Origin of the sequence: Streptomyces sp. NPDC046465 (assembly GCF_040646035.1) — a bacterium.
Lineage (GTDB): Bacteria > Actinomycetota > Actinomycetes > Streptomycetales > Streptomycetaceae > Streptomyces.
The window spans coordinates 202,739-216,755 of sequence record NZ_JBEYZK010000004.1; the positions used below are offsets into that span (position 1 = coordinate 202,739).

Consider the following 14,017-nt stretch of genomic DNA (forward strand, 5'->3'; position numbering starts at 1 on the left):
GAACGAGATCCGGAGCGAGCTGCCTACTCCGCCGCCCCGTACATCCGGTCGCCCGCGTCACCGAGCCCGGGCACGATGTACCCCTGCTCGTTGAGCCGCTCGTCGACGGAGGCCGTCACGACCGTCACCGGCGTGCCCGCCAGCTCGCGCTCCATGATCTCGACGCCCTCGGGGGCGGCGAGCAGCACCACGGCGGTCACGTCGTCGGCGCCGCGCTTGATGAGCTCCTGGATCGCCGCGACGAGCGTGCCGCCCGTGGCGAGCATCGGGTCCAGGACGTAGACCTGGCGCCCGGAGAGGTCGTCCGGCATGCGCGTCGCGTACGTGGAGGCCTGCAGGGTCTCTTCGTTGCGCACCATGCCGAGGAAGCCCACTTCGGCGGTCGGCAGCAGGCGCACCATGCCGTCGAGCATGCCGAGACCGGCGCGCAGGATCGGCACGACCAGCGGCCGCGGGTGGGAGAGCTTGACGCCCGTGGTCCGCGTGACCGGGGTGTCGATGTCGACCTGCTCGGTGCGCACGTCCCTGGTGGCCTCGTACGCGAGCAGGGTGACCAGCTCGTCGGCGAGGCGCCGGAAGGTCGGGGAGTCGGTGCGCTTGTCGCGCAGCGTGGTGAGTTTGTGCGCCACCAGCGGGTGGTCGACGACGTGGATCCGCATGACATCAACAGTAACCGGGCCCGGACCCGGCGCCGCTCCCCCGGCCACATCCTTCTGCTGGCCCTTCCGCTGGTCCTTCCGCTGGTCCTCCTGCTACTCCTCCCGCTGATCCTCTCGCTGGCATCAACACCGCCGTCCGGGGGAAGGTGGGGTCGTACGGACTGAGGTGGTGTGGGCCATGGCGGAGCGCAAACCGGACGACGAGACGGACACCGAGCGCCGCAGGCGCCGCGCCCAGTTCCTGCGCGAGCGCACCGAGGCCATCGAGCTCCGCGACCGTGTGAAGCCGCGCCGCGCCCGGGCGGCGCGCATGCGACAGCAGATGCGGATGCGTACGTTCCGCTGGTAGCGGAGCCCGGCGCGGCTGCCCTGCGGCTGCCCTGCGACAGCCCAGCGGCAGCCCAGCAGCAGCCCTGTGACAGCCCCGGCGAAGGTCGCCCGAAAACGCGACGCGGAACACAGCGCGCGGAAGACCTCTCCTGACGGCGCCGTTTCTGCCACGATTCCGAATGGGCGGGGCTTGGCTCAGCATTCCCCGCTCCCCGACCTCGCCGGGGGGACCCCAAACCGCCAACCGGCACTGCCTATGACCAGTGGGAGAGTCACGGTGTACTTCGCCGCACTGCTCGCGCGCACCGAAGACGGGTGGGAAGCGAGCGACACGGAGCTCGACGATGTGGAGACCCTGTCGGATCTGGCCGACCTGGCCCGTGAAGCCACAGCCGAATACGACGACGACACAGTGCTCGTCTTCATCGAACAGGAAGGCGCCTGGTTCGGCGTCGTCCGGGTGGATGGTGAGGAGGACCCCCGTATCTACGTGTCGGACGCCGCCGCGGCCGCCCGCAGCTCGTACGGGGAGATCCTCCTCACCGACGAGATGCTCGGCCGCGATCCGGACGACGACGACGGGGTGGCCGATCTGGACGCCCTGGACCTCGACGGCACGGAGGACGGCGAACCCGAGACGTCCGAGGCCGAACCGGAGGCGGATGCCGACCCCAGCGCATCGGGGGTGCCGTCCGGACCGGTGGGCGACCTGGAGATCCTCGCCGACCTGGGCGTGCCCGAGAAGGATCTGCTCGGCCTTGAGAGCGGTGACGCGCTCAACGAGATCGCCGAGATCCTCGGGGCGGCGGAGGTGCTGGAGACCGTCCGCTAGGTTCCCCGTGTGACCGACCCGACCGACCCGACCGACCCGACTATTTCCACCGGCCCCCTTACCGGGGTCGGGACCGGGGCCGCTCCCGATCCCGTACGCGACCGCTGGCGGGCGCCCATGCGGCTCGCTCTGGCCGAGGCAGAGCTGGCCGCGGCGGGCGGCGACGTCCCCGTCGGCGCCGTCGTGCTGTCCCCGGACGGCACGACGGTGCTCGCCACGGGGCACAACGAACGCGAGGCGACCGGCGATCCCACCGCGCACGCGGAGGTGCTCGCCCTCCGCGGGGCCGCCGCGGAGCTCGGCGAGTGGCGGCTGACCGGCTGCACGCTCGTCGTGACGCTGGAGCCCTGCACGATGTGTGCCGGCGCGCTCGTGCAGTCCCGGGTGGACCGGGTCGTCTACGGGGCCCTCGACGAGAAGGCCGGAGCGGCGGGCTCGCTCTGGGACGTCGTGCGCGACAGAAGGCTGAACCACCGCCCCGAGGTCATCCAGGGAGTGCTCGCGGACGAGTGCGCCACACAGCTGACGGACTTCTTCCGGAAGCGGTGACGCGGCGGTGCTGCAGCGGTGCTGCGCTGCGCTGCAGCAGTGATACAGGGGGATACAGGGGGCCGACCCAAACGGATTTCAGAACACGGGCCACCTTGGGCTAGAGTTCCTCTCGGTAGCGTGTCCGAGCGGCCGAAGGAGCTCGCCTCGAAAGCGAGTGAAGGGTAACCCCCTTCCGTGGGTTCAAATCCCACCGCTACCGCTCTTGACACGAAGGGCCCGTCCAGCTGGACGGGCCCTTCGTCGTACACAGGACCAGGTGCGCGAAACATGCGGAAAGCCCCGGCGCTACCCAGGCGCCGGGGCTCTCTCCCGCCAGGACGGGGGAAGCGACATCGGGGGGACAAGCCGCTCCCCCCGACGAGGACCGGACCCTCAAGTCAGCGCCGCCGTCAGGGGGGAAGCAGACGGCGCGGACCCCGCAGTAGGGCCGGTCCCTCGCCCGTGGATTCCTGCCAGATCCCTCGGGCTCACCACCAATCCTGCGCCGCGCGCCCACCGCACGGCGCAGGCAAAGGGCCTCTGCTGCCGGGCCGTTGGTCCCTAAAAGCCCCGTGAGTACGGTCCGGGTTAGACTCACCGCCGTCACAGGGGTCACACGGGGCGTGGGTAAGGGGAGGCCAGGATCGTGGCAGTGCAGTGGAAGAAGCTCGGCCTTTTCGCGGTGGTCGTCTTCGTGCTCTATGTGATCATCACCGACCCGGCCAAGGCCGCGGACTACGTCCAGATAGGCTTCGAAGGCGTCTCGAGCGCCGCTCAGAGCATCGGCGACTTCATGACGTGGGTCGCCAACGGAGGCAAGGACTGAGCGGTCGCCAAAACCGCCAAGCCCCACCCCTCTCCAAGGAGTGCTCGTGATCCGCCATCTGGTCCTCTTCAAGCTCAACGACGGTGTGCAGCGCGACGAGCCGCGCGTGGTCGAGGGCGTCAAGGCCTTCCGCGCCCTCGGCGAGCAGATCCCGGAGCTCACGTTCTGGGAGTGCGCCTGGAACATCACCGACCGCCCCATCGCGTACGACTTCGCCATCAACTCGGCGGTCGAGGACACCGATGCGCTGAAGAAGTACCTGGAGCACCCGGCTCACCAGGCGGGCGTCGCCCTGTGGCGCGAGTTCGCCACGTGGGTGATCGCGGACTACGAGTTCTGATCCTCCGGGGCCTCGCCCCGACGCCTTCACGACTTCACGGCTTCACGACTTCACGAACGGCCCCGCACCGCAACGGTGCGGGGCCGTTCCGCGTCGTACGCCCCATGCGTCAGCCGACTTGACCCTCAACACGTAGTTATCAGGTGCTTGCACACAGTGCACATGTCTTGTGATGCTATGACCGCTTTTGACGGATGAGTTGACCGAGGTCGATCGAGCTTGACCGTGCCTGTCTGAGAAGGGGTGGCGTTGCCCGTGCCGGCCAGTACTGCGCCCGAAGCTCCACCCGCGAAGGCCGCACCCGAGGGGACCCTGCCCCCGAAGGTCTCACCCGGCTCAGGAAGCACCCGCGGCGCCGACACCCGCGCCCTCACACAGGTGCTCTTCGGCCAGCTCAAGGAGCTGGAGCCGGGCAGCCCCGAGCACGGCCGGGTGCGCGGCGCCCTCATCGAGGCCAATCTCCCCCTGGTCCGGTACGCCGCCGCGCGCTTCCGCAGCCGCAACGAGCCGATGGAAGACGTCGTCCAGGTCGGCACCATCGGGCTCATCAACGCCATCGACCGGTTCGACCCGGAGCGCGGGGTGCAGTTCCCGACCTTCGCGATGCCGACCGTGGTCGGCGAGATCAAACGGTACTTCCGCGACAACGTCCGCACCGTCCACGTACCGCGGCGGCTGCACGAACTGTGGGTGCAGGTCACCGGGGCGACCGAGGACCTCACCACCGCCTTCGGGCGCTCGCCGACGACCTCGGAGATCGCCGAGCGGCTGCGCATCACCGAGGACGAGGTGCTCGCCTGCATCGAGGCCGGACGCTCGTACCACGCAACGTCGTTGGAGGCGGCCCAGGAGGGCGACGGGCTGCCCGGACTGCTCGACCGGCTCGGCTACGAGGACCCCGCGCTCGACGGCGTCGAGCACCGCGATCTCGTACGCCACCTCCTGGTCCAACTGCCCGAGCGCGAGCAGCGGATCCTTCTCCTGCGCTACTACAGCAATCTGACGCAGTCACAGATCAGCGCCGAATTGGGCGTTTCCCAGATGCATGTGTCGAGGTTGCTGGCCAGGAGCTTCGCACGACTTCGGTCCGCAAATCGGATCGAGGCGTAACCGTATCGAGTGGAGTGCCGTCGGGGCTGTTCCCGACGGCACTCTTTGCTGAAAAGCCTCAGACCCCCTCTTTCCTGCACGGATGTCACCCTCGTTTGTCGACAAGTAACTACAGCGTGTTGCCGACATGTGACATTCTGCTGGAACCGCGTTTGCCGTAGCCCCACCTCCGGTATTCAGGTGGAGGCTGCGTTCCTCCGACGGGAGCGCCCGCCGCGACCGTCCGCGACCTCAAGGGGGTGGCATGTCCGCAGACCAGGGCAGCTCGAAGGTGCTCACGCTCACGCTCGCCAAGAGCCCGAGCGAATCAGCGCCCGACGCGCTTCACAGCTCACCGAGCTCGGAAGCCATCGACACCCGGACCCTGTCCCGCTCCCTCTTCCTGCGGCTCGCCACGCTCGCCCAGGACAGCCCGGAGCGCGTCTATGTACGCGACACGCTCATCGAGCTCAACCTCCCGCTCGTGCGGTACGCGGCGGCTCGCTTCCGCAGTCGCAACGAACCCATGGAGGACATCGTCCAGGTCGGCACGATCGGCCTGATCAAGGCGATCGACCGTTTCGACTGCGAACGGGGCGTGGAATTCCCGACGTTCGCGATGCCGACGGTCGTCGGTGAGATCAAGCGCTTCTTCCGGGACACCAGTTGGTCGGTACGGGTGCCGCGCCGCCTCCAGGAGCTGCGGCTCGCACTGACCAAGACCAGCGACGAGCTCGCGCAGCGACTCGACCGCTCGCCGACCGTGCCCGAACTCGCCGTCGCCCTCGGGGTGTCCGAGGAGGACGTGGTCGACGGCCTCGCGGTGGGCAACGCCTACACCGCCTCCTCGCTCGACTCCCCGACCCCCGAGGACGACGGCGGCGAGGGCTCCCTCGCGGACCGCCTCGGGTACGAGGACACGGCCCTCGAAGGCGTGGAGTACCGCGAGTCCCTCAAGCCCCTGCTCGCCAAGCTGCCGCCGCGCGAGCGCCGCATCATCATGCTGCGCTTCTTCGCCAACATGACGCAGTCGCAGATCGGCGAGGAGGTCGGCATCTCGCAGATGCACGTCTCCCGACTGCTCACGCGGACGCTCGCGCAGCTGCGTGACGGGCTCATCTCGGACTGACGTCCCGCACAACCGCGTTGCTGGTGGCCGGTGTTGCCGACTGTTGCTGGCTGTTGCTGGCTGTTGCTGGCTGTTGCCGACTGTTGCTGACGGGGTTCCTAATTGACGGGCCGTCAGCCACACTGGCGCGATGCGACGTGGTGTGCGGAACGTGCTCGGCGCCGGTGCCGCCGTGCTGTGCCTCGGCGGCCTGCTGTCCGCCTGCGGCGGCGACAACGGCGACGGATACGTGGCGACCGGCGCGGCCGGCGCGGCCCCCGAGCGGGCTTCGGGGAAGACCGTGGGCCCGACCGGCGACGTGAAGCTGGTACCGCTCGACCGGGGCGGCGACGGCACCACGGGCGGCCACGGCGGCTCGGCGAAGGCGTCGTCCGGTTCGGGTGCCGGGGCGCTGGAGAGCGGCGGAGAGGGCGGCACGGAGGGGAAGCCGTCCCAGTCGTCCAAATCGTCCAAGACGCCCAATCCGTCCACCGGTCGCGGAGGTTCGCCGACCGCGGATGACAGGGCCGGTGGGGCGGGCGGGTCAGGACCGCCACCGTCGGACGACGGTCCCGGCACGCCGACGCCCCCGTCCACAGGGAATCCAGGTACCGCCGAGCCTCCCAGAGGGCCCGCCGAGCTCAACGTCGGCGAGCCGCGGCGCAAGCCCGCGGACAAGCGGTGGTGCGAGAAGGTGACCGTCTCCTTCCGCAACACCGGTGGCTCACCGGTGCGTTCGGGCACGGTCACCTTCGGGACGCACATCATCGGCGCGCTCGGCGTCGACTGGGCGACGATCGAGTCGACGGCGGAGCTGCCGGTGCCGATCGCCCCCGGGCAGAAGAAGAAGAAAACCTGGCCGGTATGCGTCGACGCGTGGCGTGTTCCGCTCGGCATGCACGTGGAGACGCGGGACGTCTCGGTGAAGTGGGGCTAGGTCTGTCCGGCGGGCAGCGGGTGCGGCTTCGGGTGCGGGGCGGCTTCGGGTGCGGGGCGGCTTCGGGTGCGGGGCGGCTTCGGGTGCGGGGCGGCTTCGGGTGCGGCTGCGTGGGGGTTGCTCGCGCAGTTCCCCGCGCCCCTAGGTGACCCGGCGCACCGAGCCCCGAAGGGGCGAGTACTCAGGGGCGCGGGGAACTGCGCGACCAGCCGAGACGCGCCCGCACCCGAACTCGCACCGCATCCGCTCAAGCGCAGCCGCCCACGCCCACGCCTACGACAACGCCAGCCAAGCCACGCCCGCCACGATCGCGACCGCGACGATCACGCCGATGATCAGGCCCACCCGGGGGCCGGAAGAAGAAGAGGTCGCCGCCGCCTGGCGGCCCCGCGGCTCCTCGTCGACGAACGCGCGGAACATCTGCGTGTTGCCCGCGGGATCGGGGTTGCTCTGGTTGCCCTGGTTGCCCTGAGGGTTGTGTGCCATGGATCAGGACCCTAGCGAATCCTGCGCTCTCGGCCCAACCCCCTCTGGCCAGGGACTTTACGAGCGAGCCCCCAGAGCTTTGCCGACTCTTTAGCCCATGGCTTCCGTTTTAGTTTGCCTGCGGCAACCAACTGCTTCTATCGTTGCCCTAAGCAACAAAAAAGAGGAGGTGCCGTGGCCGCCCAGCGTCAGTACGAGGAGCTGGCCCGACAGCTCAGCGCCATCGGTGCCGTGAAGCGCGGCCTCGGCCGGGGCCTGCCGCACGACTGCCCCGCCGGATCCGCCGCCGTACTCATCCTGCTCGACCGCCACGGTGCGATGCGGATGAGCAGGCTCGCGGAGCTGCTCGCCGTCGATACGTCGGTGACCAGTCGGCACGTCGCCCATGTCGCGGAGAGGGAGTGGATCGTCCGCGATCCCGACCCCGCGGACAAGCGCTCCCGGATCCTGCGGCTCACGCCCGAGGGCAAGGCCAAGGTCGACGAGCTCTCCGAGCTCTCCATCCGGACGCTCACCCACTACTTGCATGACTGGAGCGACGAAGAGGTCGTCCAGCTCAGCACACTGCTCGCGCGCCTGCGCGACAGTTTCGGGGACTGCCGCGCGGCTTCGGCCCGGCTTCCCTCCCCCCACGACGTGCAGGCCACGTCAGAGACCACCCGTACACCCGCGTAAGAAAAGGAAGCCCATGGCAACAACCACACCAGCCGGTGTGCGGGGCAGCCACGCCAAGCACGGAGCACCTCACGGCCACCCCGCCGAGAACGCTCCGATGACGCACCGGCAGATCATGGAAGCGCTGTCCGGGCTGCTGCTCGGCATGTTCGTGGCGATCCTGTCGTCGACGATCGTCTCCAACGCCCTGCCCGAAATCATCGGCGACCTCGGCGGCGGCCAGTCCGCCTACACCTGGGTCGTCACCGCGTCGCTGCTCGCCATGACCGCGACGACGCCCCTGTGGGGCAAGCTCTCGGACCTCTTCAGCAAGAAGGCCCTGGTCCAGATAGCCCTGGTCATCTATGTCGGCGGTTCGATCGTCGCCGGGCTCTCGCAGAGCGCCGGGATGCTGATCGCCTGCCGCGTCGTACAGGGCATCGGCGTGGGCGGTCTCTCCGCCCTCGCGCAGATCGTCATGGCCGCGATGATCTCCCCGCGCGAGCGCGGGCGTTACTCCGGCTACCTCGGCGCCACCTTCGCCGTCGCCACCGTCGGCGGACCGCTGCTCGGCGGTGTCATCACCGACACCTCGTGGCTCGGCTGGCGCTGGTGCTTCTACGTCGGCGTGCCCTTCGCGATCATCGCGCTGATCGTCCTGCAGAAGACCCTGAAGCTTCCCGTCGTCAAGCGCGACGTGAAGGTCGACTGGGCAGGCGCCTTCTTCATCAGCGCCGCCGTCTGCCTGCTCCTCGTCTGGGTCACCTTCGCCGGTGACAAGTACGACTGGATGTCCTGGCAGACCGGGGCCATGGTCGGCGGCTCGATCGCCCTCGCCCTGCTCTTCGTGCTCATCGAGTCGAAGGCCACGGAGCCGATCATCCCGCTGCGGCTCTTCCGCAACCGCACCATCACCCTCGCCTCGCTCGCCTCGCTCTTCGTGGGTGTCGCGATGTTCGCGGGCACGGTCTTCTTCAGCCAGTACTTCCAGCTGGCGCGGGGCGAGTCCCCGACGATGTCCGGTGTCATGACGATCCCGATGATCGGCGGCCTGTTCATCTCGTCGACCGTCTCCGGCCAGGTCATCACCAAGACGGGCAAGTGGAAGGCGTGGCTGGTCAGCGGTGGTGCGCTGGTGACGGCGGGCCTCGGCCTGCTCGGCACCATCCGGTACGACACCGAGTACTGGCACATCGCGATCTTCATGGCCCTGATGGGTCTCGGCATCGGCATGATGATGCAGAACCTGGTCCTCTGCACGCAGAACCAGGTCTCCCCCGAGGACCTCGGCTCCGCCAGCTCCACGGTCACCTTCTTCCGCTCCCTCGGCGGTGCGATGGGTGTCTCTGCGCTCGGCGCGGTCATGTCCACGCGGATCACCGACTACGTCAAGGACGGCATCACCGACCTCGGCCCGAAGGCCGCGGCGCAGTTCGGCCACGGCGGCACCGGTGGCGGCGGCATCCCGGACCTGGAGAAGATCCCGGAGCCGTTCCGCACGGTGATGGAGAGCGCGTACGGGCACGGCATCGCCGATGTCTTCCTGATCGCCGCGCCGCTCGCGCTGCTCGCCTTCCTGATCACGATCTTCATCAAGGAGGTTCCGCTGCGTACGTCGGGCGCCCTCGCCCAGGCCGCCTCGGCGGCCACGGACGGCGCGGCCCCGGCCGACGCCACGGCCACCGCCGCTCCCGCGGCCACCGCCACCACGGCCACCGCCGAGCAGCCCGTGCTCGCCTCCGTCGCCTCGCACGCCGAGGCCGGTCCCGAGGGCACCCAGCGGCTCGCCGCCGTGGCCTCCGCCGCGGAGGCCGGAGCGGGCGCCCTTCCCCCGGTCACCGGTGGAATCCCGGTCCGCGGCTACGTCCGCGGCGCCGAGAGCGCACCCGTTCCGCAGGCCGCCGTCACGCTGATCTCCCTCGGGGGACGCCAGCTGGGCCGCGCGGTCGCGCAGGGCGACGGTGCCTACGCCGTCGACGCTCCCGGCGCGGGCTCGTACGTGCTCATCGCCTCCGCCGACGGGTTCCAGCCGCAGGCCTCGACGGTCGTCGTGGGCGAGGACGCCCTCGCGTACGACATCCTGCTCAGCGGCACCAGCGGGCTCAGCGGCCTGGTACGGGACGCGGACAGCAAGCTGCCCGTCTCCGGCGCCATGGTCATCGTGACCGATGTACGCGGTGACGTCCTCGCCACCGGACTCTCCGGTGAGCAGGGCGAGTTCACCTTCGCCGAGCTGGTCCCCGGCACCGTCACCATCGCGGTGAACGCCGCGGGACACCGGCCGATGGCCCTGCCCGTCGAGGTGGGCGGCACCGGGGTCACCCGGGTCGAGGTCGAGCTCAACTCCGGCGCACAGGTGCTCGGCACCGTGCGGGCGGGACGCGCGCCGCTGAACGATGCGCGGGTCACGCTCGTCGACGCGGCGGGCAACGTCGTCGCCACCGCGACCACCGGGACGGACGGGGCGTACGCCTTCACCGACCTGGACAGCGGGGAGTACACGGTCATCGCGACCGGATACCCGCCGGTGGCCACGGGTCTGACGGTGGCCGGCAGCGGCATCGACGGCCACGACATCGAGCTCGCCCACCCGGGCGAGTGACCGACCCCGGCCCGGGGCCGCGCTCCGAGCGGAAGCGCGGCCCCGGGCCGGTTGCGGAAAGGGCCCCCGGGCCGGCGGTGGCATTCATGGCAGGGGACGGCCAGTCACCGCCACCGGGGGTCGTCCGCTGTGTACTTGAGCTTGAACTCTTGAGCTTGAACTTTGGGGCTTCTGGCTCGCCGAAGCCCGGCAAGGAGAAAACGGGATGGCACTCAACGCTCGGATCCGCACGCGCGACGGCTGGGCCGTGCCCCACGCCGTCGTCACGGTGACCGACATGACCGGGACACAGGTACTGCGGGCCGCCGCGGACGAGGAAGGCGCCGTACGGGACGCGACCGGCCTCGCCGCCGGGCCCTACACCGTCATCGTCACCGCCGTCGGGTACGCGCCGGTCGCCTCCACCGCGCTCGTCACCGCGAGCGGACGGGCCGAGGTCGGCAACGTCGTCCTCGCCCGGCAGGGCGGCACGGAGCTGCCGCCGCCCGGACCGTGGACCGTCGACCCGGCGCACTCGACCGTGGGCGCGGTCGCCCAGCACCTCGGGATCACCAGCGTGCACGGGCGGTTCACGGAGTTCGGCGGCCGGATCGAGATCGCCGAGGACGTGGAGAAGTCCCGCGTCGAGGCCGTCATCCGGTCCGCCTCGATCGACACCGGCAACGGGATGCGCGACGGACACCTGAAGTCCCCGGACTTCCTGGACGTCGAGCAGTACCCGGAGCTCACGTACCGGTCGAACGGCCTGACGCCGTCGGGCACGGACCGGTGGACGGTCCACGGTGAGCTCGGCATGCACGGGGTCGTACGGCCGGTGGACCTGGACCTGAGCTACCTGGGCACCGGGGCGGACCCCTGGGGCGGGACGCGGGCGGCCTTCCGGGCCACCGCCGAGCTGCGCCGCGAGGACTTCGCCATGAACTACAACCAGGTGGTCCAGGCGGGCATCTCGGCGATCGGTACGACGCTCAAGGTCTCCCTCGACATCCAGGCCGTGCAGGGAGACAGCCTGCCGCAGGCGGGCTGAGGCCCCGGGCGGCCGGGGTCACGAACAAAGGACCGGAGGACCGGGGTCACGAACGCAGGAGGAGGGACTCGATGCCCGCGATCATCAGATCGAGGGCGATCGTGAAGTCCCGTTCCCACATCTCCTCGACCGTGTCCCCGTCCCGCGCCGCCATCAGCTCGTCCGCGCTCTCAAGCAGCCCGTGCGTCGCGAGCTCGTCGCGGACGGTCCCGGCCGCCTCCCGGTAGTACTCCTCCTGCGACATCCCCGCCTCCGCGCAGCGCGAGATGTAGTGGCCCTCGATCGTCCCGAAGCCGTACACGAACTGGAAGACCGCCGAGATCGCCCCGTTCTGCGTGTACGCGGGAAGCCCGGTGCTGCGCACCACGTTCTGGATGGCGAGGGCGAACGCCAGCCAGTTGGGCCCGATGTTGAGGTACCTGCCGACCAGCGGGGAGATCCACGGGTGGCGGATCAGCGCCGCGCGGTACTCCTCCGCCAGCGCGCGCAGCTGCTCGCGCCAGGCCTCCGGCGCCGCCTCCGTGTCGGGAAGGCGCATCTCGCCGCAGACCGCGTCGAGGGCGAGCTCCAGGAGGTCGTCCTTGGTGTCCACGTACCAGTAGACGGACATCGCCGTGACGTCCAGCTCCCCGGCGAGCCTGCGCATCGAGAACTTGGCGAGGCCTTCCGCGTCCAGGAGCCGGACCGTGGCCGCGGTGATGCGGTCCCGGTCGAGGCCGCTCGGCTGGTCGCCCTTGCGGCCGCCGCCGCGCGGGGCCCTGGCCTCCAGCCAGACGCTCGTCCGCGCCGCGCTCTTCGTGCGGTCGGCTGCCTTCGCCATGGCGCACCTTCCTCGTTGGTCCTCGGGCCTGCGGCGGACCGGAGCCTGCAACGGGCCGGAGCCCGCAACGGACCGGAGCCTGCGGCGGACCGGAACGGAGCCGGATGGTCCGCCTTCCCCGATGCTATGCCGCTGTCTTACCCACGGAGTCTGCCCTCTCCGCCCTGCGCAGCAACGCGGCCGCAAGAACACCTCCGAGGAAGACCGCTGCCGCGCCCACCAGCTGGCTCGTCTCGAGCCCTGAGGAGAACGCGTCGGCGATCCGTTCCCGCTCGCCCGCCGACTTCGCCGCCGCCATGGCCGCGGGGAACGACGCGGCGGAGACCGCCACGAGCGAGGCGAAACGGGAGTTGAGGACCGCACCGAGCACGGCGACGCCCAGACCGTTGCCGAACTCCGCGAGCGTGCCGTTGATGCCCGCGCCCACGCCCGCCTTCTCCGGCGGTATGGCGCTCATGATGGCGTTGGCCATCGCGGGCATGGCGAGCGCGATGCCCGCGCCCATGACGATCAGGCCGAACAGCAGCCCGTTGTAGTTGTCGCCGCCGAGCAGGGCGATGGCCGCGAGGCCCGCCGCGAGCAGGCTCATGCCGGACGCGATCGTGACGGGCGTGCCCATCCTGGCGTGCAGCCGCGCGCCGATGCCCGCGAGGTTCAGGGCCACGATGGTCACCGCGAGCGGCGCCGTGCGCAGCCCCGCCTCCAACGGCTCGTACCCGAGCACGAACTGCAGGTGCTGGGTGAGCAGGAAGAGCGAGCCGCTCAGGCCGAAGGCGACCAGGATGGCGCCCGCGACGGCGCCGACGAAGCGCTGGTTGCGGAAGAAGTGCATGTCCAGCATCGGGTACGGGGTCCGCAGCTCCCAGAGCGCGAACGCGCCGAGGACCAGGACTCCGACGGCGGCGGACACGAGGACCTGGCCCGACGTCCAGCCGTGCTCGGGGCCGGAGATGATCGCGTAGACCACCGCGGCCATGCCGATCGTCGAGAGCAGCGCGCCGAGCAGGTCGGGGCGGTCGCCCCGGGGGTTCTTGGACTCCGGGACCAGCCTCAGGACCGCGACGACGCCGATCAGCGCCACGGGGATGTTGATCAGGAAGATCGAGCCCCACCAGAAGTGGTCGAGCATGAAGCCGCCGAGCAGCGGTCCTGCCGCGAATCCCAGGGAATTGATGGTGGCCCAGAGGCCGATCGCCTTGACGCGCTCCGCGTCGTCGAAGATCTGTACGACGACCGCGAGCGTGGTGGTCATGAGCAGCGCACCGCCGATGCCCATGCCCGCGCGGGCGGCGATGAGCTGCCCCGAGCTCTGCGCGAGGCCCGCCGCGAGCGAGCCGATGCCGAACAGGGCGAGGCCTGCCGCGAGGAGCTTCTTGCGGCCGTAGCGGTCGGCGGCGCTGCCCGCGGTGAGCAGCAGGCCCGACTGGACCAGCGAGTACGCGTTGATCATCCACTGGATGTCCGACGTGGACGCGTCCAGCTCCCGGGTGAGGGAGGGGATGGCGACGCTGAGGACGGTGTTGTCGAGCAGCACGGTGAGCTGCGCCAGGCAGATGACGCCGAGGATCAGCCAGCGCTGCGGGTGCCTCTGTGAGGCGGTGGGGGTGGTCTCGGCGGTCGTTGCCGTCATGCAGCCCTCCCTTTCGGTTTTGCGGTTCTACGGTGTACGAGGCGTGCGCGACGTACACCGTAGAACTTCTCTCGTACGGCGTACAAGAGAATTAACCGGAGGAGGGCCGGAGAGGGGGGGCCGGAGAGGGGGCCGCACCCGCCTGA

15 protein-coding genes and 1 tRNA gene are annotated in these 14,017 nt (G+C 70.2%); 12 read left to right on the top strand and 4 right to left on the bottom strand.

Going from position 1 to position 14,017, the window contains the following annotated elements:
• Positions 1 to 23 precede the first annotated feature (23 nt).
• A complete protein-coding gene (gene upp / locus ABZ953_RS08465; RefSeq protein ID WP_361718777.1) occupies positions 24 to 659 on the bottom strand; it encodes a uracil phosphoribosyltransferase in 636 nt (211 codons plus the stop codon).
• Positions 660 to 837: 178 nt separating this feature from the next.
• Between upp and ABZ953_RS08470 the strand changes: the two genes are divergently transcribed.
• The 9 genes from ABZ953_RS08470 (at position 838) to ABZ953_RS08510 (ending at position 6,652) form a co-directional block, all read left to right on the top strand.
• Positions 838 to 1,008 carry a hypothetical protein gene (locus ABZ953_RS08470; protein ID WP_361718780.1) on the top strand — a complete coding sequence of 57 codons (171 nt, stop codon included), beginning with the start codon at positions 838 to 840 and terminating at the stop codon, positions 1,006 to 1,008.
• Positions 1,009 to 1,266: 258 nt separating this feature from the next.
• Positions 1,267 to 1,821, top strand: a complete 555-nt coding sequence (locus tag ABZ953_RS08475) for a hypothetical protein (protein ID WP_361718783.1) — start codon at positions 1,267 to 1,269, stop codon at positions 1,819 to 1,821.
• Positions 1,822 to 1,938: 117 nt separating this feature from the next.
• Positions 1,939 to 2,370 carry a tRNA adenosine(34) deaminase TadA gene (gene tadA, locus ABZ953_RS08480; protein ID WP_361719254.1) on the top strand — a complete coding sequence of 144 codons (432 nt, stop codon included), beginning with the start codon at positions 1,939 to 1,941 and terminating at the stop codon, positions 2,368 to 2,370.
• A 114-nt stretch (positions 2,371 to 2,484) separates the two neighbouring features.
• Positions 2,485 to 2,572: transfer RNA gene (locus ABZ953_RS08485), tRNA-Ser, on the top strand.
• Between the two features lie 426 nt (positions 2,573 to 2,998).
• Complete coding sequence (locus ABZ953_RS08490) at positions 2,999 to 3,178, top strand: hypothetical protein (RefSeq protein ID WP_356261344.1); 180 nt, start codon at positions 2,999 to 3,001, stop codon at positions 3,176 to 3,178.
• A 46-nt stretch (positions 3,179 to 3,224) separates the two neighbouring features.
• Positions 3,225 to 3,518, top strand: a complete 294-nt coding sequence (locus tag ABZ953_RS08495; protein WP_361718786.1) for a Dabb family protein — start codon at positions 3,225 to 3,227, stop codon at positions 3,516 to 3,518.
• 255 nt (positions 3,519 to 3,773) lie between these two features.
• On the top strand, positions 3,774 to 4,628 hold the full coding sequence (locus ABZ953_RS08500; RefSeq protein ID WP_361718789.1) for an RNA polymerase sigma factor SigF: 855 nt from the start codon (positions 3,774 to 3,776) through the stop codon (positions 4,626 to 4,628).
• Positions 4,629 to 4,872: 244 nt separating this feature from the next.
• Positions 4,873 to 5,736: an RNA polymerase sigma factor SigF gene (locus ABZ953_RS08505; protein WP_361718792.1), complete on the top strand. Its 864-nt coding sequence runs from the start codon at positions 4,873 to 4,875 to the stop codon at positions 5,734 to 5,736.
• Positions 5,737 to 5,866: 130 nt separating this feature from the next.
• Complete coding sequence (locus ABZ953_RS08510) at positions 5,867 to 6,652, top strand: hypothetical protein (RefSeq protein ID WP_361718795.1); 786 nt, start codon at positions 5,867 to 5,869, stop codon at positions 6,650 to 6,652.
• Positions 6,653 to 6,925: 273 nt separating this feature from the next.
• Here ABZ953_RS08510 and ABZ953_RS08515 read toward each other — a convergent pair whose 3' ends face one another.
• Entirely contained in the window at positions 6,926 to 7,138 is a 213-nt protein-coding gene (locus ABZ953_RS08515) for a hypothetical protein (RefSeq protein ID WP_361718799.1), read from the bottom strand.
• Positions 7,139 to 7,312: 174 nt separating this feature from the next.
• Between ABZ953_RS08515 and ABZ953_RS08520 the strand changes: the two genes are divergently transcribed.
• The 3 genes from ABZ953_RS08520 (at position 7,313) to ABZ953_RS08530 (ending at position 11,421) form a co-directional block, all read left to right on the top strand.
• Complete coding sequence (locus tag ABZ953_RS08520; protein ID WP_361718802.1) at positions 7,313 to 7,813, top strand: MarR family transcriptional regulator; 501 nt, start codon at positions 7,313 to 7,315, stop codon at positions 7,811 to 7,813.
• 13 nt (positions 7,814 to 7,826) lie between these two features.
• Entirely contained in the window at positions 7,827 to 10,394 is a 2,568-nt protein-coding gene (locus tag ABZ953_RS08525; protein WP_361718805.1) for an MFS transporter, read from the top strand.
• Positions 10,395 to 10,599: 205 nt separating this feature from the next.
• Positions 10,600 to 11,421: a YceI family protein gene (locus ABZ953_RS08530; protein ID WP_361718808.1), complete on the top strand. Its 822-nt coding sequence runs from the start codon at positions 10,600 to 10,602 to the stop codon at positions 11,419 to 11,421.
• Between the two features lie 46 nt (positions 11,422 to 11,467).
• Here ABZ953_RS08530 and ABZ953_RS08535 read toward each other — a convergent pair whose 3' ends face one another.
• Both ABZ953_RS08535 and ABZ953_RS08540 read right to left on the bottom strand, forming a co-directional pair.
• Complete coding sequence (locus ABZ953_RS08535; protein WP_361718811.1) at positions 11,468 to 12,241, bottom strand: TetR/AcrR family transcriptional regulator; 774 nt, start codon at positions 12,239 to 12,241, stop codon at positions 11,468 to 11,470.
• A 124-nt stretch (positions 12,242 to 12,365) separates the two neighbouring features.
• A complete protein-coding gene (locus ABZ953_RS08540) occupies positions 12,366 to 13,871 on the bottom strand; it encodes a DHA2 family efflux MFS transporter permease subunit (protein ID WP_361718814.1) in 1,506 nt (501 codons plus the stop codon).
• Positions 13,872 to 14,017 lie beyond the last annotated feature (146 nt).